Genomic DNA, 25,559 nt, shown 5'->3' with positions numbered 1-25,559 from the left:
GGGAGCACGGGCCATGGCCTGTTCGTTCAGTCCTGCGGGGGACCATCCCCGCAGGTGCGGGGGGTACACCCCGGAAAGCGGTTGCCCGGACCGGCCGCGGGGACCATCCCCGCAGGCGCCGGGAGCACTGGTGTCAGGAGTTGTCGAGGTGGAAGGCACCGGGACCATCCCTGCGGGCGACCTGCCCACCGCCCGCGCGGACGGTGCCGGCTCAGTCGGCCGGCGGGATCTCGCCCGAACCCCGGGCGATCAGCGTCGTGGGACGGGAGACGGTACGCGGCGCGTCGTCCGCCCCGTCCAGCCGCCGGAACAGCAGCTCGGCGGCGCTGCGGCCCAGATCCGCCGGGTCCTGCGCGATCACCGTCACCGGCGGCGAGAGCAGATCGGCCAGCTCGAAGTCGTCGAAGCCGACCAGTGCCACCGGACGCTCCCGCCGGTCCGGCGCGGCCAGCACCCGCACCAGCGTCACCGTCACCCGGTTGTTGCCGGAGAAGAACGCGGTGACCGGCTCCGCGCCCCCACTGCCGTCCAGCATGCGGGCCGCGTCCGCCCGCACCCGTTCCGCGTCCGTCGGCCCCAGCGCCACCCACGGTGCCGCCACCGGCAGCCCTGCCTCGGCCATCGCCGTCCGGTAGCCCCGCAGCCGCTCCTTGGCCGTGTGGATGCCGGGCTTGTCGCCGATGAAACCGATCCGCCGGTGACCGTGCGCGATCAAGTGGGCGACCCCGGCCCGCGCCCCCTCGAAGCTGTCGGAGAGCACCATGTCGGCCTCTATCCGCCCCGGCGGCCGGTCCAGGAAGACCGTCGCGACCCCGGCGGCGATCTCGGGGGCAAGATAGCGGTGGTCGTCACTGGCCGGGACGATCACCAGTCCGTCCACCCGCCGCGCGCACAGGGCCAGCGCCAGCTCGCGTTCCCGCTCCGGGTCCTCGGCGCTCGAACCGTTGATCAGCAGCGCGCCGTGGGCCCGCGCCACCTCCTCGACCGCCCGGCTGAGCGGGGAGTAGAACGGATCGGCCAGATCCTCCACGACCAGTCCGATGCTCGCCGTCGTGCCCTTGCGCAGCACCCGGGCGCTGTCGTTGCGGCGGAAACCGAGCGAGGTGATGGCCTCCCGCACCCGCCGCTCGGTGTCGCTGGAGACGCCCGCCTCGCCGTTGACGACGCGGGAGACCGTCTTGAGGCCGACCCCGGCCCGTGCCGCCACGTCCTTCATCGTGGGACGGCCCGCGTGCCGGCGCCCGGCGCGGCCCGGCGGCGTCGCCGCGGCCCCGGCCGCTTCGGCCGAGCCGGTGGGGGAGCCGGTGGCGGGGGCGGCCTGCGGCTGCGCGGAGCCGGTGCTGCCGGAGGCGTCGGAGGCGTGGGCCACAGCGCTGGTGTCCTTGTCGGGTGCCTTGTCGGATACGTGCGGGGAGGCCGGCTGCGAGCGCGGCAGGTGCAGCATAGCCCCGGTGGCGGGTCGGGGCTGGACAACGTTGTCAGTTGGCGGAAGACTTGTCCGGCCCCACCCGCGCCCGGCGCGGGTCCCACGTACGCGCAGGAGTCAACTGCCCATGCCCAACGACCTCGTCGCCGCGCTCGACATCGGCGGTACCAAGATCGCGGGTGCCCTGGTGGACGGCGACGGCAGACTGCTCGTCCGCACACAGCGGCCCACTCCCGCACGGGAGAGCGCCGCCAGGATGAGCGACGCCGTGGACGACGTCCTGCGCGAACTGACCACCGCACCCGACTGGGACCGGGTCCGCGCAGTCGGCATCGGCAGCGCCGGACCGGTGGACGCCAAGGCCGGCACCGTCAGCCCCGTCAACATCCCCGTCTGGCGCGATCACCCCCTGGTCGCCGGCGTCCGCGACCGCGTCGGCGCGCTTCCCGTCTCGCTCATCGGCGACGGCCCCGCCATCGCCGCGGCCGAACACTGGCAGGGCGCGGCCCGCGGACGCGCCGACGCGCTGTGCATGGTCGTCTCCACCGGAGTCGGCGGCGGACTCGTCCTCGGCGGTGTCCTTCACTCCGGACCCACCGGAAACGCCGGGCACATCGGACACATCAGCGTCGACATGGACGGCGAACTGTGCCCCTGCGGCGGGCATGGCTGCGTCGAGACCATCGCGAGCGGCACCAACATCGCCCGGCACGCCCTGGCGGCCGGCTGGCAGCCCGGCCCCGACGGGGACGCCACCGCCGCCGGAGTCGCCGCCGCCGCCCGTGCGGGCGACCTGCTCGCACGGGCGGCCTTTGCCCGAGCCGCACGCGCCCTCGCCGCGGGCATCGCCGCCACGGCCGCCCTCGTCGAGATCGAGATCGCCGTCATCGGAGGCGGGGTCGCCCGCGCGGGCGATGTTCTCTTCACGCCGCTGCGCGCCGAACTCACCCGGTACGCCACGCTGCCCTACGTCCAGGGACTGGAGATCGCCCCGGCGACCACCGGCACCGACGCCGGACTCGTGGGCGCGGCTGCCGCCGGGTGGCGGGCACTCGGCGCGGAGGTGGCCTGAGTCGGCACGGACTCGCCCGGCCGGTGCGCGGGCGCGCCCCGTGAGGCGGGGCGCGGTCTGAGAGGGGGCCGGGGCGCCCGGTGGCGGGGCAGCCGGCCGACCGGCCGGTGAGGGTGGCCGGCTTCCGGGAGTACGGGGCCGGCGCAAGTGGTCCGGCACCCGCCCCGCTCACGTCTCCCGCTTGCCGTTCTCAGGGTTCGTACTTGCCGTGCCGCAGCGGCTCGTCCGGCTCCGCGGCGCTCGCAGGCGAGACCGAGGAGCCGCCCCGGGCACCGGTCGGGACATCCGGGCCCTCGGCACGCGCGTCACCCCCGGACGGCTGTGCGCCCGACGCGAGCTGTTCGAGGCGTGCGGTGAGGACCTCCTTGACCTGCGGCCGGTCGGCGTGGCCCCGCTCGTGCTCCAGGAGCTGCCGCACCTCGTTGCTCTCCAGCGACCTGATCCGGTGCTCCACGCTCCCGGCGGGCAACTGGTCGTAATCGGGCAGCGGCAGGGCGTCGGAATGATGTCCTGACATGGTCTCCGGCCTCCTCGGTGCGACGGATTCCGGTTCGTCCGGGCCCGCCCGACCGTCGCGGGAGCGGGCGCCGTCTCCTCCAGGCGCGGCGCCCCGGTGGAACGCCGCAGCCAGCGGGTAACCACCCGTGCGCCCGGCACACGTGGACGCCCGGCCCCACCTCGCCCGGCGAGGGCCGCCGACCGGGGGCGCGGCACGGATGTGCGGACCGGTCAGCTGTGCGGAACCTGCCTGCCGGCCGCGGGCTCCCCCTCGTGACCGTAGTGACGGCTCGTGGCACCGCCGCCGCAGCGGGCGGCGTACGCGGCCGGGGTGAGGCCGACCGCCGCGGTGAAGTCGCGGACGAGGTGCGCCTGGTCGCTGTAGCCCAGCTCCGACGCCAGGGCCGCCCAGTCGGTCGTGCGGTGTTCGGTGGCGTGCTCCAGCGCCTCGTGCACCCGGTAGCGGAGGATCGCCTGTTTGGGGCCGATACCGACGTAGGCGGCGAACAGGCGCTGGAGCGCGCGCACCGACAGCCCCTCGTCCGCCGCCAGCTCCTCCACCCGCCGTACGGAACGGTCGTGCCGGATCCGTCCGGCCAGCGCCATGGCCCGGTCCGCCTGCGGGTCGGCGACGGGGGAGAGGGACAGCAGGAACCCGTCGAGCGCGGCCACGCGCGCGTCCTCCGACGTGGGGTCGAGCACCCGGGACGGTGCCGCCGTCACCGCTTCGCCGTCGCCGAACACCGCGGGCAGGGGCAGCTGCCCGCCCGTGAGCGTGGTCAGGGGGCGGGGCGGCGTCAGGAAGGGGCGGAAGCCCCCCGGCCGGAACTGGATGCCGCACACCCGGCCCACCCCCTCCAGCTTGGTGGTGAACAGCTCGGACGCCGGGCCGGCCACCACCCCCGCCCCGGGGGCGAGCCCCGCCGGGCCGCGCCGTTCGAAGACGACGTTGACACACGGATGCGGCACCACCTGCGCGACGTACGGCTGAGTGAGGTCCCAGTCGATCAGCCAGTAGTGCTCGACCCAGCGCCGCAGTGCGGGGGCGGCCGGTCTGCGGCGGAAACGTACCCGCGCCAGCAGTTCGGGCGCCTCGACGATGCCCCGCGTGTCCCGGCGCGTCCCCTCGGCGGCTGCCGGGAGGGGCCGGCCCCCGGCCCGCCGCGGCACGGGCGGCCCGGTGGGGGCGCCGAAGCCTTTGATATGGGCGAGACCGGTTGTATCGGCGAGGTCGGTGGAACCGAGACCCGTCGAATCGGCGAGACCGGTCGAATCGGCGAGGTCGGCGGAAGCGGCGCGGTCGGCGAGGTGGGCGGGGACGACGGAGCCGGTGGGGTCGGCCAGGTCGGTGCGGGCGGTGAGATCGGTGGGGCTGCTGAGATCGCCGGGGACGCCGGAACCTTCGGCATCACCGAAACCGCCGGGAGCGCCGGAAGCAGCGGGGACGCGGGAACGGCCGGGCGGCCCGGAGACAGCGGAGACGCCGGAACGGCCGGGAGGTCCGGAAGTCGCGGGGACGCCGGTGAAGCTGTCCCGTCCCGCGCCGTGTGTGCGGCAGTTCGCCCCGCCCGGACCCGTCATGGGGTGATCCTATTGCGGGGGCGAGTGTCGCGTTTCTTCAAGCCGCCGGGTGGTGGCCGGGCATACCTTGGCCGCATGGCGAACGCACTCTCCCCTCTCATGGACAGCGCGGCGCGGGCCACCGAACCGGTGATCCGCGGCATTGCGGACGATCAGCTCTCCGCCCCGACCCCCTGTGCGGAGTACGACGTCCACGCGCTGCTCAACCACCTCTTCCACGTCGTCGTCAGCTTCCAGGGGCTCGCCGCCAAGGAACCCGCCGACTTCTCCACCACACCCGACTACGTGACCGGCGACTGGCGGTCCCGCTTCGGCGAGGAGACCGTGAAGCTGGTCGAGGCGTGGTCGGCCCCCGACGCGCTGGACGGCGTCTCGCCCGGCATGGGGCTGCCGCAGCGCACCGTGGCCCACATGGTGATCGGCGACGTGGTTGTCCACGGCTGGGACCTGGCCCGGGCCACCGGCCAGGAGTACCGGCCCGACATGGCGGCCCTCGGGGAGATCCGCCCCGCCTTCGAGGAGATCGGTCCCATGGCGCGCAAGGCCGGGGTGTTCGGCGAGGAGGTCCCCGTGCCGCCGGACGCCACCCCCTTCGAGAAGCTGCTGGCGGGCACGGGCCGCGACCCCCACTGGTCGCCCTGCTGACCGCGCCTGCCTGAGCGCTTCCCCGTCCATCCCTCCGTCAGCACGTCTCGTGGGGCGCGCCGGTTCGCCCGGTGTCGTACCGTCAGGGGGTCGTGAGCGCCCGTCGAACGCGCCGGGGCGCAGGCGCCGTGCCTCCTCGGGCCGGGTCAGAGCCGCCCCGGCGCGTTTCCCCTACCGGGTGATGCGGGCAACTGAACGGGGGACAACGGATGAGGGGGGACCACCGTGATCGTCTGGCTCAACGGCGCGTTCGGCGCGGGCAAGACCACTGCGGCGTACGAACTCCTGGACCTGCTCCCCGGCAGCACGCTGTACGACCCGGAGGTCATCGGCGCCGGGCTGCGATGGATGCTGCCGAAGGAACGCCTCGGCCAGATAGCCGACTTCCAGGACCTGCGCTCGTGGCGGCGGCTCGTCGTGGAGACGGCCGCCGCCCTGCTCACCGAGGTACCGGGCCCGCTGATCACCCCGATGACGCTGCTCCGGCGCGAGTACCGGGACGAGATGTTCGGCGCCTTCGCCGCACGCCGTATACCCGTACGGCACCTGCTGCTGCACGCCGAGGAACCAGCCCTGCGCGCCCGCATCGACGCCCGCGCCGCCGCCGACGGCGGCACCACCCGCGCCTGGTGCCTCGGCCATCTGCACCCCTACCAGGCCGCGTTGCCCTGGATCACCGCCGAGGCGCACACCGTCAACACCACCCACCTCACCCCGCGTCGCACCGCCGAACGCCTCGCCGACGCGATCCGGGCGGGCGAGGGCGCCGTGGACATCGTGCAGACCCCCGAGCCCACGGGGGAGACCGTCGCCGCCGGTGTACTGCTCTTCGACGACCGCGACCGGGTGCTGCTCGTCGATCCCACCTACAAACCCGGATGGGAGTTCCCCGGCGGCGTCGTGGAGCGCGGCGAGGCCCCGAGCGTCGCCGGCGTCCGCGAGGTCTTCGAGGAACTCGGGCTGCGGCTGACCGGCGAACCGGCACTGCTGGTGGTCGACTGGGAACCCCCGCACCCGCCCGCGTTCGGCGGCATGCGGCTGCTGTTCGACGGCGGACGGCTCGACGAGGACGACGCCGCCGCCCTGCTGCTGCCCAGCGCCGAACTGCGCGGCTGGCGCTTCGTCACCGAGGACGAGGCCGCCCAGCTCCTGCCGCCCAACCGCCTGGAGAGGCTCCGCTGCGCCCTGCGGGCCCGCCGGTCGGGCCACCCCCTCTACCTGGAGGCGGGCGTCCCCACCGGCTGCCGCCACCTGCTGCGCTGACGCGCCCGCGCGATGTGGGGCGGGGTGCGGGCGCCGTGCCCGCGCGCCGCCCCACGTGTGTGCGAGCCGGGGGCCGTACGGCACCGTGGGGCGCCGGCCCCGTGCGGCCCGGAGCCGGCGCCGGGCCGGGCCAGGCTCGGTGCGGGGCCGGGGCCGGGCCGCACGTCCCGGACCGGCCGGGGCCAGGCCGTACACCCGGACGGGCCATCGCCGAGGACCGGCCCCGAGGACCGGCCCCGAGGGCGAGGTCCGAGGGCGGCTAGGGGCCCCAACCCGCCCGCCCCGCGCGCCGTGGGTCAGCCGGCGGCCTGGGCGGCGTAACCGCGCAGGAACAGGGCCTCGGCCACCGCCATGCGCTCCAGTTCGCGCGGGTCCACGCTCTCGTTGACCGCGTGGATCTGCGCCTCCGGCTCGCTCAGCCCGATCAGCAGGATCTCCGCCTCGGGGTAGAGCGCGTCCAGCGCGTTGCACAGCGGGATCGAACCGCCCATACCCGAGATCTGCATCTCCTGCCCGTCGTACGCCGCGCGCAGGGCATCGGCCATCGCCGAATATGCCGGGCTGGTGGTGTCCGCGCTGAACGGCTGGCCCTTGCCCACCAGTTCCGTGGTCACCCGGGCCTGCCACGGCACGTGCGATTCCACGTGCGCCACCAGCAGTTCGACGGCCTTCTCGACATCGGTGCCCGGCGGGATCCGCAGCGAGACCAGAGCGCGCGCCGAGGCGTGCACCGACGGCGTGGCACCCACCACCGGCGGGCAGTCGATGCCCAGCACCGTCACCGCCGGGCGCGCCCACAGCCGGTCGGCGACCGCGCCGCTGCCCAGCAGACCGACCCCGTCCAGCACCTTCGCGTCCTGCCGGAAGTCCTCCTCCGGGTAGGGCATGCCCTCCCAGGGAGCGCCGGCCTCCAGCCCGTCGATGACGGTGTTGCCGTCCGCGTCCCGCAGGGAGTCCAGCGTGCGCAGCAGAGCCGCCAGCGCGTCGGGCGCCGCACCCCCGAACAGCCCCGAGTGCAGGTTCCCCTCCAGGGTGTCGACCTGGACGCGAAGCAGCGCCATGCCCCGCAGCGTGGCGGTGACGGTCGGCAGCCCGCAGCGGAAGTTGCCCGCGTCCCCGATGACGATGGCGTCCGCCGCCAGCAGTTCCGGACGGGACCGCGCGTACTCCTCCAGCCCGCCGGTGCCCTGCTCCTCGGAACCCTCCACGATCATCTTGACGGACACCGGGAGCCCGCCGTTCTCCCTGACGGCCCGCAGCGCCAGCAGGTGCATGATGAAGCCGCCCTTGCAGTCGGCCGCGCCCCGCCCGTACCAGCGGCCGTCGGCCCCGTCGGTCAGTTCGAACGGCGGGGTGCGCCAGGCGGCCTCGTCCAGCGGCGGCTGCACGTCGTAGTGCGCGTACAGCAGCACCGTCGGCGCCCCCTCGGGCCCCGGCAGGAAACCGTAGACCGACTGGGTGCCGTCCGGCGTGTCCAGCGTCGCCACGTCCTGGAAGCCCTCGGCGCGCAGCGCTCGGGCGATCCACTCGGCGGCGCCCTCGCACTCGCTGCGGGGGAACTGTTCCGGGTCCGCCACCGACCGGAACGCCACCAGCTCGGCGAGCTCGGACTTCGCCCGCGGCATCAGCGCGGCGACGGTGTTCGCGACGCCCGCCGCGGCGGCGGACCCGCCGAAGGAGCCGGAGGCCTCCCGGCCGGCGGCGGACCCGCCGGGGGACTCGTGGGACGGGCCGGTGCCGGAACCGGCGGGCGCGGAACCGGTGGGCGAGGAGCCGGTGGCTGCGGGCACGGCCGTCGGGTCGGACGGAGGCTGCTGCATGGGGAACGCTCCTTGTGGGCGCGACGTTGGCACACGTGTACGGACACATGTGTATCGCACCACTGCCGCCCCGTAGGATGCGGTGGGCCATTCCGTCATCCGAGGTCAAGCGGGAGCACAGCACATCGTGAGCAGCGAGAACGCAGCCGGGAACGAGGACGCCGAGCCCACGGTGGACCGGGCACAGGACCGCCCTGTCTGGGACGTCGTCGTGGTCGGTGCCGGCCCCGCCGGCGCCTCGGCCGCGTACGCCGCCGCCGTCGCCGGCCGCAAGGTGCTGCTCCTGGAGAAGGCCGAACTGCCCCGCTACAAGACCTGCGGCGGCGGCATCATCGGCCCCTCCCGTGACGCGCTGCCCCCCGGCTTCGACCTGCCGCTCCGCGACCGCGTGCACGCCGTCACCTTCACCCTCAACGGCAAGCTCTCCCGCACCCGGCGCTCCCGCACCATGCTGTTCGGGCTCGTCAACCGGCCCGAGTTCGACAACGCGCTGGTCGAGTCCGCCGTCAAGGCCGGCGCCGAGGTGCGCACCGGCGTCACCGTCTCCCGCGTCGAACAGCACGGCCCCGCCGTCCCCGACCGCCGCACCGTCGCCGTCGTACTGTCCGGCGAGGACGAGCCGGTCCTCGCCCGCGCCGTCGTCGGCGCCGACGGCAGCGCCAGCCGGATAGGGGCGCACGTCGGAGTCAAGGCGGAACAGGTGGACCTCGGGCTGGAGGCCGAGATCCCCGTCCCCGACAGCGTCGCCGAGGACTGGGCCGGCCGCGTCCTCGTCGACTGGGGCCCGCTGCCGGGCAGTTACGGATGGGTCTTCCCCAAGGGCGACACCCTCACCGTCGGCGTCATCGCCGCCCGCGGCGACGGCGCGGCCACCAAACGCTACCTGGACGACTTCATCGGCCGCCTCGGACTGGCCGGCTTCGAACCCCGCATCTCCTCGGGCCATCTGACCCGCTGCCGCGCCGACGACTCCCCGCTCTCCCGCGGCCGGGTCCTGGTGTGCGGCGACGCGGCCGGCCTGCTGGAGCCCTGGACCCGCGAGGGCATCTCCTTCGCCCTGCGCTCGGGACGGCTCGCGGGCGAGTGGGCCGTACGCATCGCCGAGGCGCACGACGCGGTGGACGCCCGCCGCCAGGCCCTCAACTACGCCTTCGCCGTCAAGGCCGGGCTCGGTGTCGAAATGGGCGTCGGACGGCGGCTGCTGCGGATCTACGCCCGTCGCCCCGGACTCTTCCACGCCGCTCTCACCGGCTTCCGTCCCGCCTGGAACGTCTTCGCCCGCTTCACCCGCGGCGCCACCTCGCTCGCCGAGGTCGTCCGCGTCCATCCCGTCGCCCGCCGCGCCCTCGACGCCTTCGACCGCCGCGAGGCGGAACGCGAGGGGTGCGAGGGTCGCGAGACGGGGAACGCCGAGCGCGGCGCCGACACTGAGAACGGTTCCCGTGACGGGGCGGTCGGGGCGGCAGCCGGCGCGGCGCCGCAGAAGGGCGCCCGTGCCGACCGTCGCTCCGAGGGCGAGAGCGGTGGCCGGACCGGCGGCGAGAGCGGCGACAACGGCGAGAGTGACGGTGGTACGGCCACACGCCGTTCAGCGTGACGGTGACGCGGCCTCCAGCCTGATCGCGGGCCCGCCGCCGGGTTGCGGACTGGTGGAGTGACTCCGGTTTGCAGACCGGTTGCGGGCCCGCGGCGTGACCGCTGGCCCGCCCGGCGGTGGCCGGACCAGTCGCCGGGGCACCGACCGAGTTCTCGGTGGGTTCGGTAGTGGCCGAGTGCGGCTCTGGCCGAGTGAGCCCCCCTGAGCGGCGCAGTCCGGGAGGAGCAGGGTTCTGGTCGAGTGAGGGCTCGGGGCGGGCGCAGTCCGGAAGAGTGCGGCTCTGGCCGAGCGAGGTTTGTGGGCGAGCGAAATCTCCGGGCGAGCCGGTCGGCGGGTCAGTCGGTGTAGGTCAACCGGAAGACCGGGTAGCGCGGGGCGGCCTCCAACAGGGCTTCCCGGGGAGCGTCCGGGCCCAGGCCGGGGAAGAACGCCCCGATCTCCCACTTCCACTTGCGCAGATACTCCCGCAGAATCTCCGGCTTCTCCGCGTCGGGGACTTCCACAGCCGTGAAGCGGCGGCCCCGCCTCCCGTGGCACAGCTCGGCCCCACCTGCCGCCCGCAGATTGTGCGTCCACTGCACATGGCCGCGCGGCGCCACCAGATAGACCTCGCCCTCATGGCGGAGGGGATTGACCGGGGCGCGCCGTATCTCCCCGGTCTTCCGTCCCTCGACCGCGAGGACAGCCGCCCCCGCGAGGCTCACCCCCCGGCGCGACAGCCAGGTGACGACGCGGTTCATCACGCTCCGGGTGAACCAGCCGGGGCGCTTGACGTGAGCCGGGGGAGTGAGGATGGCCATGGAAGCTCCTGATGGATGCGGGACGGGTGTGCCGGGTGTGTCTGCCGGGTGAGCACTGGGGGCTCCGGTTCGAGAGCGGCGCTCCATTTCGAGAGCAGTGCTCCATTTCGCGAGCTGCATGATTCCGAGGGCGGTGCTTCATGAATGGAAAACGCCGCGACCCAAGTGGAAGCAGGGTTACCACCCCTCCGAAGCAGAGCTCCAAGGCAAGAGCGACGGCCTCAAGCGAGAGCGGGGCTCTCCTCGAAGAGCGCTGATCCCTACCGGTCGCCCGCAGTCTTGCAGAAGCGGTGCACCGAAACAAGAGCAGTGCTCTCGGAACTGTGCAGTGCTCACAAACTTGAGCGCCGCTCTCCCTCCTGGCACACTGCGCCCATGACCGGCACCGCCAAGACCACGAGCACCACCCCCGGGGGGGCCCGCAGCACCGGCACCCGGAAAGCCCGCAGCGCCCCCATCCAGGGAGTCCGCCAGCGGGCACGTGGGGAGATCACCGGCGCCATCAAGGACGAGGCGCGCCGCCAGCTTGCGGAGGTGGGCGCCGCCCGCCTCTCGCTCCGCGCCGTCGCGCGCGAGCTCGGGATGGTCTCCTCCGCGCTCTACCGCTATTTCCCCAGTCGCGACGACCTCCTGACCGCCCTGATCATTGACGCCTACGACGCTCTCGGTGCTGCGGCCGAGGCGGCGCTCGCCGAGGCGGAAGCGGTGGGCGACTCCCATCTGGCGCGCTGGCTGGCGGTCTGCCGCGCGGTGCGGGGCTGGGCGCTGGCGCATCCGCACGAGTACGCGCTGATCTACGGTTCGCCGGTGCCGGGGTATGCCGCGCCGTCCTCCACCGTCGAGCCCGCGTCGCGGGCGGCCCGCGTACTGCTGACGGTGTTGCGGGACGCCTACGAGGCGGGCGCTCTGCGGGAGCCGGACCGGGACGTGGCGGCTCCGGACGAGTTGCTGGAGGAAGCGCGGGGACTGGCGGGGGAGCTGGGGTTGCGGCTGCCGCCGGCGGTGGTGGTGGAAGCCGTCGCGGTGTGGTCCCAGCTGTTCGGGCTGGTGAGTTTCGAATCCTTCGGGCAGTTCGTCAAGGTCGTCGGGGCCCGGGACCTGTTCTTCGACCATGCGGCTGCACGCCTCGCCGACCAGGCGGGTCTGCGTCGCTGAGCCGGGAGACGTTCAGCTTGCCGGTGCCGGCACCGGTGTCTGTGCCTGCGCCTGCGCATGTGCCTGCGCCTGTGCCGGTCCGGTGACGGCCGCCGGCGGTTCCCCGCGGAGGAACCGGCGGAGTGTGGCGGTGAGTTCGGCGGGCGCGTCCTCCTGGACGAGGTGTCCGGCGCCGGCCAGCAGTTGCAGCCGGGCGCCGGGGATGGTGGCGGCGAGCCGCCGGGCGTGGCCGACGGGGAGCCAGGCGTCCTCGGTGCCCCAGCAGACGAGGACGGGCAGGTCGAGGCTGCTGTAGCGGTCCTCGATCTCGTCGGTCCAGCGCTGGTCGTTCTGGGCGATCTGCCAGTAGAACGCGGCCTGGCCCGCCTCGTCCAGCCAGGGTTCGGCCAGCCGTTCCAGGACGTCGGCCCGCAGTCCGGGGCCGCCGACGGAGGAGATGTACTCCCGTACCAGCGCGCCGTGCAGGAGTGAGGGCAGCCTTGTGAAGACCTCGGCGTGCCCGCCCAGCAGCCGGTAGGTGTCCGAGCCCCAGGGGGCCGAGGCGACCGCGTCCACGAGCGCGAGCCGTGAGTAGCGCGCCCCGTGCAGCAGGTGGGCGCGCAGGGCCACGGCGCCGCCGAAGTCGTGGGCCACCACGGCGGGCTGTGCCGGCTGCCAGTGCTCCAGCAGCTCCGCGAAGAGCCGCCCCTGGGCGCGCAGCGAGACGTCCTGGCCCTCGTGGCGGGCGGAGGTGCCGTAACCGGGCATGTCCCATACATACACCCGGTGGTCGGCGGCCAGTGCGCGGGCGATTCCGCGCCAGGTGTAGGAGGACCAGGGGGTGCCGTGGAGGAGTACGACGGGCGGGGCGGCGGGGTCGCCGAGGGCGGCCCAGCGGACGGTTCCCTCAGCGCTCTCGTAGCTGCGGTCCAGTGTCCAGGTGTCGTTCATGGGAACCACCCTGTCGTCTGCGCGGCGCGTGGGACACCGGCCGGAACGACGGCAACCGCAAGGTTGTGGCCACCGGGGGCCGGGGGCGTTCCCCGGCTGGGTGCATCCGGGGGATCAGGGGCGCGGTGTCCGCCCGCGCGTCCCCGGATGCCCTGACCCGGCTGCGCGGCCCAGCGTGTCCACGGACGATCCGGCCCCGCTGCGTCGCCCGGCGTGTCCACGGACGATCCGGCCCCGCTGCGTCGCCCGGCGTGTCCCCGGTGCCCCGATCCCGCTACGTTCTCCCGGCGCCCCTCCCCGGACGACCCGGCCCCGCTGCGTCCCCCGGCGAGCCCCGACGCGCGACAGCCGGTCGGACCGGATGGGCGAACGGACCGGTCGGGCTGAATGGGCCAGAAGCAGAGGGGCCGGAAGGGCTAGACGGAGCAGGGCCAGCAGGGCCGAAGGGCCCGGAGGAGCCGGTCAGCGTGCGGTGGGCGGCAGCGCTCGGTGCCGGGTCGCCCACGCGGTGAGCGCGGCGACGGCGGCCAGTGCCGCGACCGTCAGCAGGGCGGTCCGCAGCGAGAACCAGTCCGCAAGGAAGCCGATGGCGACGGGCCCGAGCAGAACGCCGCCGTAGCCCAGGGTGGAGGCGGCGGCGACGCCGCCGGGGCCTCCGAGGTCGCCGGCGCGGCCGATGGCGATGGGGAAGACGTTGGCGAGTCCGAGACCGGTCAGGACGAAACCGGCCAGGGCGAGCCACACGGTGGGGGCCAGTGCTCCCAGCAGCATGCCGCCGCAGCCCAGCGCGCCGCCCGCGGTCAGGACACGGGCGGGGCCCAGTCGTTCGACCAGTACGGTGCCGCTGAGCCGCCCGGCGGTCATGGCGCCGGCGAACACGGAGTATCCGGCGGCGGCCAGGCCGGGGACGGCGCCCAGATCGTCCGTCAGGTGCAGGGCGCTCCAGTCGGCGAGGGCGCCTTCGGCGTACGCGGTGCACAGGGCGATGAGCCCCAGGACGAGGACCGGCCACCGGACCTGCCGGGACATCCGCCGGGTCCGAGCCGCCGGGTTGCCGTCGGACGCGGGGTCGGGGGACGGTTCGCCGGCTGTCGCCTCGTGTTCCGGTGCTGTCGTGTTCTCTTCCCGCTCCTGTGGTGCGGGTCGGTCGGTGCGGGAGGGGAAGCGCAGCAGCGGCCGGGTGAAGACGGCGGCGACCAGCACCCCGAAGGCGGCCAGCAGTACGAGGTGCCGGGTCGCGGTCAGCCGGTCGGCGACGAGGCCGCCCAGTGCGGCGCCGAGCATGCCGCCGAGGCTGAAGGCGGCGTGGAAGCCGGGCATCACGGGGCGCCGCAGCCGGGCGATCAGATCGACGGCGGCGCTGTTGAGGGCGACGCTCATCCCTCCGTACGCGGCGCCGAAGACGAGCAGCACCAGGCCGAGGGCGAGGGCCGAATGGGTGAGGGGCGGGAGTGCCACGCTCAGCGGCAGCAGGAAACCGCAGCCGAGTACGACGGGTTGGCTGCCCCATCGGGAGCAGAGCCGTCCGGTGAGCATCATGGTGGCGACGGCGCCCGCGGAGACGCCGAGGAGGGCGAGGCCGAGCGCGCTGGGCGAGGCGCCTGTCTGGGCTTTGACAGCCGGGATGCGGACGACCCAGCCGGCGAAGACGAATCCGTCGAGGGCGAAGAAGACGGTCAGGGCGATGCGGAAACGGCGCAGGTCCGGGTGCGGGGGGACGCCGGATGGCCGGCAGCGGTGCCCCGTTGCACCGGCGAGCGCCGACCGTATTTTGTTCAGTGTCGGCACAAAGAGAGAATAGAGGCGTGACCCAGACGCGTACAACAAGGCTGGAGAGAGGGCGTTCGGCGCTCGGACCCGCACTGGAGCTGGTCCACACCGGGCAGGCGCCCACCCGCGCGGTGCTCACCGCCGAACTGGGGGTGACCCGCGCGACGGCGGGAGCCGTCGCCGGCGAGCTGGAGGCCCTCGGACTCATCACCGTCGACGCCCACCCCACCGCGCCCGTCGGCAGCCAGGGCCGGCCCTCCCACCGGCTGGCCGTCGATCCGGACGGGCCCGTGGCGCTGGCCGCCCAGATCCACGCGGACGGCTACCGCGCGGCCCTCGTCGGGCTGGGCGGGAGACTCGTGGCGACCGCGCCCGGCTGCGGCATCGTGGACGCCGACCCGGCGCAGATCATCAGCGAAGTGGTGCGCGCGGGAGCCGAGTTGCTGCACGCGTCGGGCCGCCGCTGTGTCGGTGCGGGACTCGCCGTGCCGTCCGCCGTCGCGGAGCCCGACGGCACCGCGCTCAACCCGCTGCACCTGGCGTGGGAGGCGGGCGCCCCGGTCCGTGACACCTTCCGTGCCTGCCTGGCCGAGGCTCGGGTCACCGGCCCGGCCGACGGCGCGCCGGTCACGGGGTTCGCCGCCAACGACCTGAACGTGGCGGCGCTCGCCGAGTACCGGCACGGTGCCGGCCGCGGCGCCCGTCATCTGCTCGTCGTCGGCACGGGGCACCACGGGGTCGGCGGTGCGCTGGTGCTCGACGGCCGTCTGCACACGGGCAGTTCGGGGCTGGCCCTGGAGGTCGGGCATCTGACGGTGGACCCCGACGGCCGGCCGTGCCACTGCGGCAGCCGTGGCTGTCTGGACGTGGAGACCGACCCGGCCGCGTTGTTCGCCGCGGCGGGACGCGCGCCCGTCTCCGGCGGCGGCTCCCTGCTGAGCCAGGCGGGTGAACTGATCCGCGACCGTTATCCGCGGGACGCGCGGGTGCGCGAGGCGGTCGAACGGCTCATCGACCGGCTGGGCCTGGGCCTGGCCGGGCTCGTCAACATCCTCAACCCCGACCGCATCGTGCTGGCCGGTCTGCACCGTCATCTGGTGGAGGCCGACGGGGAGCGGCTGCGCGGCGTCGTCGCCGACCGCAGTCTGTGGGGCCGCAGCGGCAGCGTTCCGGTGCTGCCCAGTTCCCTGGAGCACAGCTCCCTGGTCGGCGCCGCCGAACTGGCCTGGCAGCCCGTCCTCGATGACCCGATCGGCGTACTGGGAGGATGACGCCCATGCGCATCAGAGCAGGAGTCCCCGGCGACCTCGGCAGACTTCAGGAGATCGAGCGGGCCGCGGGGTGCTGGTTCCGTGACCTCGGTATGGACGAGATAGCCGACGACGAGCCGCCGAGCACCGCGTCCTTGCGGGAGTACGCGGAGGCGGGCGGCCTGTGGGTGGTCACCGACGGGGCGGAGGATGCGCCCGTCGCCTACGCGCTGACCGAGCCGGTGGACGGCTGCCTGCACGTCGAGCAGATCTCCGTGCACCCCGGCCACGCCCGGCGCGGCATCGGACGCGCCCTTCTCGCGGAACTCGCGGACCGGGCGGCTGCCGACGGACTGCCCGCGCTCACGCTGACCACCTTCACGGACGTGCCCTGGAACGCGCCCTACTACGCGCGCCTGGGCTTCCGCACCCTGGAGGAGGACGCGCTCACCCCCGGTCTGCGGCGGATCCGCGAGCGGGAGGCGGCGGCCGGTCTCGACCGCTGGCCGCGCGTGTGCATGCGCCGCGAGACCGCCGCGGGCTGACGCGGCTGCCGCTCACGGCGGGCCGGCGCCGTCCGGGGGCCTCACGGGGGCCAAGCTCCGCCGCCCAGTACGGCAGAGCGGCCGGCAGTGCTTCAGCCCGCGGTGGCCGCCTCGATCCCGGCGGGCGGCAGAACGGGGGCCGGGGTGACGGCGGGGCGCCGGTCGGCCGGCGCGGTGTCCGCACCCGGTTCGCCGGCTCTTCCGTCCCGCGCCGCCCCTTCTCGTGCCGCCCCCTCCCGTGCCGCGGCGCCGGGCCGGGTGCGGCCCTCGCGTGCGGGGGCGGGCGAGGGGACGGGGAGGGAGAACCACACGGTCTTGCCCGAACCGTCCCGCTGGGCACGTACGCCCCAGCTCTCGCTGATCGCCGCCACGAGCGCCAGCCCCCGGCCGTGGGTGGACAGCCGCTCCCGTCCGGCGGAGCCCCGCACCCGTGGCAGCCGCGGGTCGTGGTCGTGGACGGAGACCGTCAGCCGTCCCCAGGCGAACGTCAGCTCGACCGTACAGTGCTTGGCGGTACGGCCGCCGCGGCCGTCGCCGGTGCCGTCCTCGGCCTCCGCGTGCTGGTGCACGTTCGTCAGCAGCTCCGTCAGGCCGAGGGCGGTGGCGTCGATGAGGGCTTCGAGCCGCCAGTGGTGCAGCTGTGCGGAGACGATTCTGCGGACCTGTCCGATCCGCGACGGCAGAGCCTGGAACTCCACGGCGCAGTGCCGCCCCTGGGTGGTGTGTTCGCTCGTCGTACTGCTCGGTGGACTGATCACGACGTGACTCCCTCGGGAAGCCCGCCCGGGCGAGGGCGGGGGGCGGATCACATGTGACGTGCGCTACAGAGCCAGCATGGGAGTCGATGAGCAGGTGCGCAAAACGTGGAGCGACGAAGCGGTCACGCAGCGCGTCAGGTGCCGAGCACGCCCCGCTCGGCGGCGGATTTGGCCCGGGCCGTGCGCAGCGCGGAGAGCAGCCCTTCCCGGTGTCCCAGTCCGATCCGCAGCCAGTAACTGCGTCCCCGCAGTGTCGCCACCGTCCGGTCGCGCAGACCGTAGCCGCTGATCCGTACGTCCTCGACCGGCGCGCTGTCGATCTCGCTGCCGTAGCTGGTCATCAGGACCAGTTCGCCGTTCCGTACCAGTACGTGGCCGGCCCGGGTGAGGGAGCGCAGCATCCGGCCTATCCCCACGCCCGCCGCGTCGTACTCCGGCTCCACCACAACACACCCCTCCCACCGGTTTCCCCAACCGGATCCGTCCCGCAGGAGTACCCCCGAGCAGCGACCGCACACCCCCGGACGGTGACATCCCTGGCAGGAGCATGCCCGTCTGCGCGCCCGTCTATCTGCCCCGCCTATGATCGGCTCCGTGAGCGCCACCGAACCCGCACCGGCCGCCCCGGGACCGAGCACCCAGGACGTGGACCGCAGCGACACCGCCTACCGCGACTGGCTGAAGGAGGCGGTCCGCAAGGTGCGGGCCGAGAACGGGCGGAGCGCCGACACGCATCTGCTCTCCTTCCCGCTGCCGGAGGAGTGGGGCATCGACCTCTACCTCAAGGACGAGTCGACGCACCCGACCGGCAGCCTCAAACACCGTCTGGCGCGCTCGCTGTTCCTCTACGCGCTGTGCAACGGCTGGATCCGCCCGGGCAGGCCCGTGATCGAGGCGTCCAGCGGCTCCACGGCGGTGAGCGAGGCGTACTTCGCGAAGCTGATCGGGGTGCCGTTCATCGCGGTGATGCCGCGCACGACCAGCCGGGAGAAGACGCGGCTGATCGAGTTCCAGGGCGGCACCTGTCATCTGGTGGACGATCCGCGCACGGTCTACGAGGTCTCCGCCCGTCTCGCCGCCGACAGCGGCGGCCATTTCATGGACCAGTTCACCTACGCCGAACGGGCCACCGACTGGCGCGGCAACAACAACATCGCCATGTCCGTGTACGAACAGCTGTGCAGGGAGCGGTATCCGGTACCGGCCTGGATCGTCGTCACGGCGGGCACCGGAGGCACCTCGGCGACCTTCGCCCGGTACATCCGCTACATGCAGTACGACACCCGTGTGTGCGTGCCCGATCCGGAGAACTCCTGCTTCTTCGACGGCTGGACGCGGGGTGACCCGGGCGCCACCAGTACGGCCGGCTCCCGCATCGAGGGCATCGGCAGGCCCCGGATGGAGCCCAGCTTCGTGCCGGGGGCCATCGACCGCATGATGAAGGTCCCGGACGCCGCCAGCGTCGCCGCCGTGCGGGCACTGGACCGGGTGCTGGGGCGCAAGGCGGGCGGTTCCACCGGCACCGGGCTGTGGAGCAGTCTGAAGATCGTCGCCGAGATGCTGTCCCGGGGCGAGCGGGGCAGCGTCGTCACCCTGCTGTGCGATCCGGGCGACCGCTACCTGGACAAGTACTACTCGGACGCCTGGCTCGCCGAACAGGGGCTGGACATCACCCCCTACGCGCACACCCTGGAGCACTTCCTGGCCACGGGGGAGTGGCGGTGAACCGCCGCCGCCATGCGGTTCACGCGGCGAGCCGGCGCTCCAGGGCGCGCATCGCCTGACGGAACGACGCCCCGATCCCGGGCCGGCCCAGCCGCATCGCGGCGCGCAGCAGCGGTGGGGCGTCCACCGCCATGGTCCAGCGGACCCGGGTGCCGCCGGCGGGGGAGACGGCCAGGTTCCAATCCTCCATCATCGCGCGCACGCCGGGCACGTTGGTGCGGTCGATCCGGTAGGTGTACCGCTCCGCGGGCAGCGCGGCCATGATCGTCTCGCTGAAGAAGCCGCCGCCCTTGAGCCGTACATCGCGGCCCTTGCCGCCCTGGGCCGGTGTCACCTCGGCGACGGACGAGAACCAGCTCGGCCAGGTCTCCACCTCGTCCGCCAGCGCGGCGTACACCGTCTCCGCGGACGCCCCCACGTCCGCGGTGAAGGAGAGCCGCAGCGGTGCGGTGTCGGCGAAGTCCAGTTCCACCAGGCGCAGTCGGCGTGCCATACGGACGAACCCCCAGCACAGTGCGAACGGATGTACGGAAGCCCCTACAGTAGCCGCCCCCCGGCCGTCCCGCGCCCCCAGTTCCCGGCCGTCCCGTGCCCCCGTCGGCGGCGCTCCCGCCGGCGCGAGGACCCTGCCGGTGGCGCTCTCCCGCCGGCGGCGCCCCGTCACAGCTCGCGGAGCGGCGTCTCCTCGCCGGGCTCCTCCTGCTCACCGGCCACCACCAGTTCCGGGAGCCGCTCCCGGATCTCCGCGCGGGCCTGCGGCGGCATCCCGCTGTCCGTCACCAGCGTGTCCACCTGGTCCAGCGACGCGAAGGAACTCAAGCCCACAGTGCCCCACTTGGTGTGGTCCGCCACGACGATCACCCGCCGCGCCGAGCCCACGAAGTGACGATTCGTCTCCGCCTCGGCCAGGTTCGGCGTCGAGAGCCCCGCCTCCACCGATATCCCGTGCACACCCAGGAACAGCGCGTCGAAGTGCAGCGAACGGATCGCCGCGTCCGCCACCGACCCCACCAGCGAGTCCGACGGGGTGCGCACCCCGCCCGTGAGTACCACCGTGGCCGCTCCCGGACGGCCGCCCGGCCCCTGCCCCTGCGCACGCTGCGCCGCGTGGAAGACGTCAGCGACCCGCACCGAATTGGTGACCACCGTCAGATGCGGCACGTCCAGAAGGTGCCGCGCCAGCGCGAACGTCGTCGTACCGCCCGACAGGGCGATCGCACTGCCGGGCTGCGCCATCGTCGCCGCCGCCCGCGCGATGTCCTCCTTCGCGCTCAGCTCCAGCGAGGACTTCGCCTCGAAACCCGGCTCGTGGGTGCTCGCCTCGGCGACCGGCACCGCTCCGCCGTGGACCTTCTCCAGCGCCCCCTGCCGGGCCAGCGCGTCCAGGTCCCGCCGCACCGTCATGTCCGAAACGGACAGCTTCCGGGTCAGCTCGTTGACCCGCGCCCCGCCCCTGCGCCGCACCTCCTCCAGAATCAGCGCACGCCGCTGCTCGGCGAGGAGGTTCTGGTTGTCGCTCACTGGTCGCTCTCCGTCTCTTCCGTGACCGCCTACCAGGCTCGTGGGGAAGGCCGCTGGTGGTGCCATCCTCGCACGGGCGCAAACCGCGCGCCCGGGGCGGGACTCGGCGCCCCGGTACACCTCCTTCACCCGTGAGGGGCTGGCACGGCGCTCCGTCGGGCAGGGATGCTGGTCCGTGTAGCTGACACACCGTCTCGGGGGACTCGGGGGAAGCACAGTGCCGTCAGACCACCCAGCCACGGCCCCGCACCACACGCCGGCCGAGGAGGACCGCACCGACGACGGCGGCCCCGGCCTCGCGCTGGAACTGCTCGTCCACGGCGTCGGCGGGACGACACCGGCCGAGATGCTCGGCGATCCGCGTACCGTCCGCGTCACCGGCGACTCCACCGCGGCCGTGCACCGCCGCGCCGAGGACAAGGACGCCGAACTCCACCCGCGCGACCATGCGGCCGAACCCGTGCAGGAGGCGTACTGCTGGTCCAACCTCACCTCCGGCAACGGAGCCCGCGCCCTGTGGCTGATCCTGCTGCCCTTCATGGTGGCCAATCTCGCCCACTGGACGCGGCCCGCCGCCGACGGCCACCGCACCACCGTCCGGCTGCACGGACTGCTGGTGCGGCTGCTGGCGCTCTCCTTGACGGTGCTGATGGTCGCCGCCGCCTGCGAGGTGGCGCTCGACCTGGTGGCCTGGCAGTGCGCGGGCAGCACCGCCTGCGCCGGCGACCGCGGATGGCTGGCCTTCATGGCACCGTCCGGCGACGCCGGCGGCCCGGACGGCTGGTGGAGCCAGCCGGGGCGCAGGCTGGCGCTCGCCGCCGTCCTGCCCGCCGCCGTCACCGGCCTGCTGTGGTGGCTCTCCCACCGCACCTGGAGCGCGTACGAGTCCCAGCAGCCGCTGCGGCGCACCGTCCCGGAGGACCACCCCGCCGCCGACGGCCGCCCGCCGCTGTCACTGCCCGGATTCTGGTACGGCAGGCGCCTCGTCCTGCGGCTGCGCGCCGCCCACACCGCCGCCGGGTTCCTCACCGTCGCCGCGGCCCTCACCGCGGCGGCCACCCGCCACGACCGCAAGCCCGGCGGCAGCACCGCACTGGACGTGTGCGGCTGGCTGCTGGAGGGCCTGCTGCTCGCGGGCGCCGGCTGTGTGCTGTACGTCGTCAGCCGCCGGGGCCGAAAGGAGAGCGAGCCCGACGACCACGTCGACCACCTCGCCGTACGGGCCCTGCCGGGAGCCTCCCTCGTGGTGCTGCTGCTCGCCGTCGTGCACAGCGGATGGAACCGGCCCGGCTGGCGGTCCGGCGGCTCGCTGCCGGGCGACGAGACCTTCGGTGTCCTGGCCGTCCTCCAGGGCGCCCTCGTCGTCGCCCTCGGACTGCTGGGACTGCGACTGCACCGCCGGACACGGGTGCCGCGCACCGCGCTGGCCGGGCTGGCCTCCGCGGCCGTCGCCATGCTCGCCTGCGCGCTGGGCGGCCTGCTGTCCGGCGGCGTCTCCCAACGCGTCGCCGACTGGCTCGACGGGCCCGGCACACCCGGTGAGGGCGGCGGCCTGACCGGACCGCCCACCATCCTCACCTGGCAGGCGTCCATCATCCCCGTCCTGCTCCTGTTCGTGGCGCTGCTCGCCTGCTGGTTCGCCGTCCGCGTCTGGCGCGACACGCGCCGGCTCACCGACGAGGTCACGGCCGGCTACCCCGACTGCGTCCCCGACGCGACCCGCTCCCGCACGATCGCCTCCGCCGTCGCCCGCGCCGGGATCACCGACGAGGCCCCCTGGCTGGTGGCCACCGTCGCCGCCACCACCCTCGTACTGGGCGGTGTCGCCGTGCTCGGCACCCTGTGGACCGGGCAGGTGCCCGGCGAGGCGACCAACGGCGCCCCCGCCGTCGTCGCGGGCTTCGCCGACACCGTCCAGGCGCTCGGCTCCTGGCTCATCGGCCTCGGCTTCGTCCTGCTGCTGACCTGGAGCCGCCGCGCCTACAAGGACGCCTCCGCCCGCCGCACCGTGGGCATCCTGTGGGACGTGGGCACCTTCTGGCCCCGCAGCGCCCACCCCTTCGCGCCGCCGTGCTACGCGGAGCGCGCCGTGCCCGACCTGGCCTGGCGCATGGCCCTGTGGACCGACCGGCACCCGGAACGGCGCCTGGTGATCTCCGGGCACTCGCAGGGCAGCGTCCTGTCGGCCGCCGCCGTCTGGCAGCTCGACCCCGCCACCCGGCGCCAGATCGCGCTGCTCACCTACGGCTCGCCCCTGGAACGCCTCTACGGTCGCTGGTTCCCCGCCTACTTCGGGCCGCGGCAGCTCGCGGCGCTGCACGGCGGCCTGGAGTGCTGGCGCAACCTGTGGCGGCTGACCGACCCGATCGGCGGCCCGGTACGGCCGGAGAAGGCCGGCACCCCCGAACCCGGCCCGCCCGAGGAGTGCCGGGGCGTGGACCGGGGCCCGCTGCTCGACCCGCTCGCCTACGGCCGTACCCGCGAACAGCCCCTCCCGGAGCCGATCCTGGGCCACGGCGACTACCAGGCCGACCCCGCCTTCGCCGAGGAGCGCGCCGGACTGCTCGCCCGGCTGCGCAAGCGGTCACCGGCGCGGCACAGCGGGATACCCCGCCAGCCGGAACCGGAGCGGCAGACGGCGGCCGGAACGCGACCGGAGCCGGGGCCGGGAGCGGAGCGGCGGACCGGCGGCGGCCGGTCGGCTCACGCCGCCGGTCCGGGCAGATCACCGGGATAGAGGAGAGTCAGATCGTCGGTGTCCGGGTCGGGCAGCTGCGCGACCCGGCCCGCATGCCGTTCGACCATCGTCTCGAACGTCTGCCGGGCGGTGCGCCCGTTGCCGAACGAGGGCCCCTTGGGCAGCCGTGCGAAATAGCCGAGCAGCGCCTGCCGGGCACCCTCCGCCAGGTGGTACTGCTGCTCCTCCGCCTGCCGCTCCACGATCAGCAGCAGCTCCTCGGGCGTGTAGTCGCCGAAGGCGATGGTGCGCGAGAACCGGGAGGCCACACCCGGGTTGGCCGCCAGGAAGTGCTCCATCTCGGCCGTGTAGCCCGCGACGATCACCACCACGTCGTCACGGTGGTCCTCCATCAGCTTCACGAGCGTGTCGATGGCCTCCCGGCCGAAGTCACGGCCCCCGTCCTGCGGGGCGAGCGCGTACGCCTCGTCGATGAACAGCACGCCGCCCTTGGCCCGCTCGAACGCCTCCTGGGTGCGGATCGCCGTCGAGCCGATGTGCTCGCCCACCAGATCGACGCGGGACACCTCCACCAGATGACCGCGCCGCAGCACCCCGAGGGACCGCAGGATCTCGCCGTACAGCCGGGCGACGGTCGTCTTGCCGGTGCCGGGTGCGCCCGTGAACACCAGATGCCGCCGCACCGAGGCCGCCTTGAGGCCCGCGGCCTGCCGCCTGCGGCCGACCTCGATCATGTCGGTCAGCGCCCGCACCTCACGCTTGACGCTGTCCAGCCCGACCAGCGCGTCGAGTTCGCCGAGCACCTCCTGGGCGGGCCGCGCCGCGTCCCCGCCGGCCTCCTCCCCGGCGGGTGCCGTACCGGGTGCGGGAGCCGTCTGCGCGCGCGGGCTGTCGGTGCGCTGGCGCGGTACGACGGCCTTGGCGGTCAGCAGCCCGGTCGTGGCGTCAGGGGCGGGGGAGGGGGCGGCGGGGGCCGGTGCCGACAGGGCGGAGACGGCCGCCGCGCTCTCGTCGCTGGTGCAGTCCTCGACGGTCGGCCCTTCTTCGGCGAACTCGTAACCCCCGCGCGTGCACCGGTCGGTGCGGCAGCGGCGCAGCGTGGTGCGGCAGCCGTCGATGATGTGGAAGCCGTAGCCGCGCGACCCGGTCACCCGGCAGTTGTGGAAGGTGCCCCGCCCCTCGGCCGACACGTAGAAGCCCGCCTCCGCGGCGCCGCTGACCGTGCACCTCTCGACCGTGGGGTCGGCGCCCTTGGTGACGATGACGCCGGTCGCGGCCTCGTCGATGGTGCAGCCGTTGAGCACGCCGCCGCTGCCGTGGTCGCGGAACCAGGCGCCCGTCGCGGCCTTGCTGATGCGGGTGTCGTCCAGTTGGACGACCGCGCCGTCGCTCACCGACACCGCGGTGCCGCGCACCTGCGACAGGTCGCTGTCGAGCACGTCCGCGCGGGAGCCCCGGTCGAGGACGAACAGCGCGTCGGGCACCGTGTGCACCCGGCAGCTGTCCAGGACGGCGGTGGCACCGTCGCTGATCCACACCGCCGGGTAGTCGCCCGTACTGTCGTGTATCTCGCAGTTGTTGGCGTCCGCGCGGGTGCCCGGGTCCCACACCGACAGTCCGTTGCGCCCGAAGCGGCGCACCGTGGAGCGGGTCAGCGTCAGCACCGAGCGGGACCGCAGGTCGATGGCGTTCTCGGGGATGTCGTGGATGTCGCAGTCGGCGAGGGTGAGCACCGCGTCGTTCTCCAGCGTGACCCCGTCGGCGGAGGTGCGGTGCACCTGGCAGTCGGTGAAGTGGCCGCTGGCGCGGGCGCCGACCCGCACCCCGCTGCCCTTGATCTCGTAGACCTCGCAGCCGACGGCCTCCAGCGTGCTGCCCTCGCCCTGCAGGGAGATGCCCGCGCCGGAGGCCAGATGCACCCGGCAGGCGGTCAGCCGGGGACGGGCGCCGTCCCGCACCATGATCCCGGACTGCCCGGCGGCCACGACCTCGCACTCCTCGTAGACCCCGCCGGCCCCGCCGGTGACGCTGATGCCCAGCCCGGCCGGATTGTCGACGGTGCAGCGCCGTACGGTCGGCCGGGCACCGCCGCGCACCTCGATGCCGGCCGCCGAGCGCGTCATCACCCGCAGCCCCACCAGCTCCGGTGCCGCGTCCTCGACGAGTACCGCGGGCACCGCCGAGTCCTGGCCCTCGATCTGGAGGTCCTGGACGAGCGCCGCCGAACGCAGCGTCAGCGCCACCCCGTCGGCGGGGGCGATACGGACCGGGCCGCTGCCGGAGCGCTCCGGGCCGCGCAGTGTCACCATGTGCTCGATGACGAGGTTCTCCCGGTAGGTGCCCGGCGCGATGGTGAGGACGTCCCCGTCCCCGGCCGCTTCCAGCGCGGCGGACAACGACGCGTATTCGCCCGTACGCCGCCGCCACCGAGACGTGCCGCTGTGCGTCACCTGGACCGAGCCGTGTGCCATGGAGTGCGCTGCCCCAACCTCGTGCGTGCCAAGA

At 74.2% G+C, this 25,559-nt stretch carries 21 protein-coding genes; 9 read left to right on the top strand and 12 right to left on the bottom strand.

Translation table 11 applies throughout. The annotated features are described in order from the left end of the window. Nucleotides 1-211 precede the first annotated feature (211 nt). Nucleotides 212-1,216, bottom strand: a complete 1,005-nt coding sequence (locus tag IO40_RS0113000; protein WP_041968803.1) for a LacI family DNA-binding transcriptional regulator — start codon at nt 1,214-1,216, stop codon at nt 212-214. A 337-nt stretch (nt 1,217-1,553) separates the two neighbouring features. On the opposite strand from IO40_RS0113000, the gene IO40_RS0112995 reads away from it, so the two are divergent. Continuing rightward, nucleotides 1,554-2,498 (top strand): ROK family protein, encoded by a 945-nt coding sequence (locus tag IO40_RS0112995; protein WP_016467391.1) that lies wholly within the window; start codon nt 1,554-1,556, stop codon nt 2,496-2,498. 190 nt (nt 2,499-2,688) lie between these two features. On the opposite strand, the gene IO40_RS0112990 is transcribed toward IO40_RS0112995, so the two are convergent. Both IO40_RS0112990 and IO40_RS35290 read right to left on the bottom strand, forming a co-directional pair. Next, on the bottom strand, nt 2,689-3,015 hold the full coding sequence (locus IO40_RS0112990) for a DUF8129 domain-containing protein (RefSeq protein WP_016467390.1): 327 nt from the start codon (nt 3,013-3,015) through the stop codon (nt 2,689-2,691). 212 nt (nt 3,016-3,227) lie between these two features. Next, a complete protein-coding gene (locus IO40_RS35290) occupies nt 3,228-4,166 on the bottom strand; it encodes a helix-turn-helix domain-containing protein (RefSeq protein WP_164440277.1) in 939 nt (312 codons plus the stop codon). A 486-nt stretch (nt 4,167-4,652) separates the two neighbouring features. On the opposite strand from IO40_RS35290, the gene IO40_RS0112980 reads away from it, so the two are divergent. Continuing rightward, nucleotides 4,653-5,222 (top strand): TIGR03086 family metal-binding protein, encoded by a 570-nt coding sequence (locus tag IO40_RS0112980; protein WP_030408742.1) that lies wholly within the window; start codon nt 4,653-4,655, stop codon nt 5,220-5,222. Nucleotides 5,223-5,447: 225 nt separating this feature from the next. Continuing rightward, nucleotides 5,448-6,485 (top strand): NUDIX hydrolase, encoded by a 1,038-nt coding sequence (locus tag IO40_RS0112975; RefSeq protein WP_016467387.1) that lies wholly within the window; start codon nt 5,448-5,450, stop codon nt 6,483-6,485. Nucleotides 6,486-6,781: 296 nt separating this feature from the next. On the opposite strand, the gene IO40_RS0112970 is transcribed toward IO40_RS0112975, so the two are convergent. After that, entirely contained in the window at nt 6,782-8,305 is a 1,524-nt protein-coding gene (locus tag IO40_RS0112970) for a dipeptidase (protein WP_016467386.1), read from the bottom strand. 127 nt (nt 8,306-8,432) lie between these two features. Between IO40_RS0112970 and IO40_RS0112965 the strand changes: the two genes are divergently transcribed. Then, the gene (locus tag IO40_RS0112965) at nt 8,433-9,902 is read left to right on the top strand and encodes a geranylgeranyl reductase family protein (RefSeq protein WP_031175449.1); all 1,470 of its coding nucleotides are present in this window, start codon (nt 8,433-8,435) and stop codon (nt 9,900-9,902) included. A gap of 335 nt (nt 9,903-10,237) precedes the next feature. Here the strand turns inward: IO40_RS0112965 and IO40_RS0112960 are convergent, their stop codons facing one another. Next, complete coding sequence (locus IO40_RS0112960; protein WP_016467384.1) at nt 10,238-10,702, bottom strand: nitroreductase family deazaflavin-dependent oxidoreductase; 465 nt, start codon at nt 10,700-10,702, stop codon at nt 10,238-10,240. 375 nt (nt 10,703-11,077) lie between these two features. On the opposite strand from IO40_RS0112960, the gene IO40_RS0112955 reads away from it, so the two are divergent. Beyond that, a complete protein-coding gene (locus IO40_RS0112955) occupies nt 11,078-11,857 on the top strand; it encodes a TetR/AcrR family transcriptional regulator (RefSeq protein ID WP_016467383.1) in 780 nt (259 codons plus the stop codon). A 12-nt stretch (nt 11,858-11,869) separates the two neighbouring features. Here IO40_RS0112955 and IO40_RS0112950 read toward each other — a convergent pair whose 3' ends face one another. Then, nucleotides 11,870-12,787: an alpha/beta fold hydrolase gene (locus IO40_RS0112950; RefSeq protein ID WP_016467382.1), complete on the bottom strand. Its 918-nt coding sequence runs from the start codon at nt 12,785-12,787 to the stop codon at nt 11,870-11,872. A gap of 462 nt (nt 12,788-13,249) precedes the next feature. Next, nucleotides 13,250-14,575, bottom strand: coding sequence for an MFS transporter (locus IO40_RS0112945; protein WP_031175448.1), 1,326 nt, complete (start codon nt 14,573-14,575; stop codon nt 13,250-13,252). A gap of 17 nt (nt 14,576-14,592) precedes the next feature. On the opposite strand from IO40_RS0112945, the gene IO40_RS0112940 reads away from it, so the two are divergent. Both IO40_RS0112940 and IO40_RS0112935 read left to right on the top strand, forming a co-directional pair. Further along, on the top strand, nt 14,593-15,828 hold the full coding sequence (locus tag IO40_RS0112940) for an ROK family protein (RefSeq protein WP_016467380.1): 1,236 nt from the start codon (nt 14,593-14,595) through the stop codon (nt 15,826-15,828). Nucleotides 15,829-15,833: 5 nt separating this feature from the next. Beyond that, a complete protein-coding gene (locus IO40_RS0112935; protein WP_016467379.1) occupies nt 15,834-16,352 on the top strand; it encodes a GNAT family N-acetyltransferase in 519 nt (172 codons plus the stop codon). A gap of 92 nt (nt 16,353-16,444) precedes the next feature. Here IO40_RS0112935 and IO40_RS0112930 read toward each other — a convergent pair whose 3' ends face one another. Both IO40_RS0112930 and IO40_RS0112925 read right to left on the bottom strand, forming a co-directional pair. Then, nucleotides 16,445-17,110, bottom strand: a complete 666-nt coding sequence (locus tag IO40_RS0112930; RefSeq protein WP_016467378.1) for an ATP-binding protein — start codon at nt 17,108-17,110, stop codon at nt 16,445-16,447. 134 nt (nt 17,111-17,244) lie between these two features. Next, a complete protein-coding gene (locus IO40_RS0112925; protein ID WP_016467377.1) occupies nt 17,245-17,556 on the bottom strand; it encodes a hypothetical protein in 312 nt (103 codons plus the stop codon). Between the two features lie 136 nt (nt 17,557-17,692). On the opposite strand from IO40_RS0112925, the gene IO40_RS0112920 reads away from it, so the two are divergent. Further along, the gene (locus IO40_RS0112920) at nt 17,693-18,835 is read left to right on the top strand and encodes a PLP-dependent cysteine synthase family protein (protein ID WP_016467376.1); all 1,143 of its coding nucleotides are present in this window, start codon (nt 17,693-17,695) and stop codon (nt 18,833-18,835) included. A gap of 19 nt (nt 18,836-18,854) precedes the next feature. Here the strand turns inward: IO40_RS0112920 and IO40_RS0112915 are convergent, their stop codons facing one another. Then, entirely contained in the window at nt 18,855-19,328 is a 474-nt protein-coding gene (locus IO40_RS0112915) for an SRPBCC family protein (protein WP_016467375.1), read from the bottom strand. A gap of 167 nt (nt 19,329-19,495) precedes the next feature. Beyond that, nucleotides 19,496-20,356 (bottom strand): DeoR/GlpR family DNA-binding transcription regulator, encoded by an 861-nt coding sequence (locus tag IO40_RS0112910; protein ID WP_016467374.1) that lies wholly within the window; start codon nt 20,354-20,356, stop codon nt 19,496-19,498. 217 nt (nt 20,357-20,573) lie between these two features. Between IO40_RS0112910 and IO40_RS0112905 the strand changes: the two genes are divergently transcribed. Continuing rightward, on the top strand, nt 20,574-23,093 hold the full coding sequence (locus tag IO40_RS0112905) for a membrane protein (RefSeq protein ID WP_031175447.1): 2,520 nt from the start codon (nt 20,574-20,576) through the stop codon (nt 23,091-23,093). Here IO40_RS0112905 and IO40_RS0112900 read toward each other — a convergent pair. Next, nucleotides 23,060-25,525, bottom strand: coding sequence for a right-handed parallel beta-helix repeat-containing protein (locus tag IO40_RS0112900; RefSeq protein ID WP_030408736.1), 2,466 nt, complete (start codon nt 25,523-25,525; stop codon nt 23,060-23,062). The genes IO40_RS0112905 and IO40_RS0112900 overlap by 34 nt on opposite strands. Nucleotides 25,526-25,559 lie beyond the last annotated feature (34 nt).

The sequence above is a fragment of the Streptomyces albus subsp. albus genome (genome assembly GCF_000725885.1).
In the GTDB taxonomy this organism is placed as follows: Bacteria; Actinomycetota; Actinomycetes; order Streptomycetales; family Streptomycetaceae; genus Streptomyces; species Streptomyces albus.
Note: the sequence above shows the minus strand (reverse complement) of the source record. Positions and strands in the feature narration are given on the sequence as shown.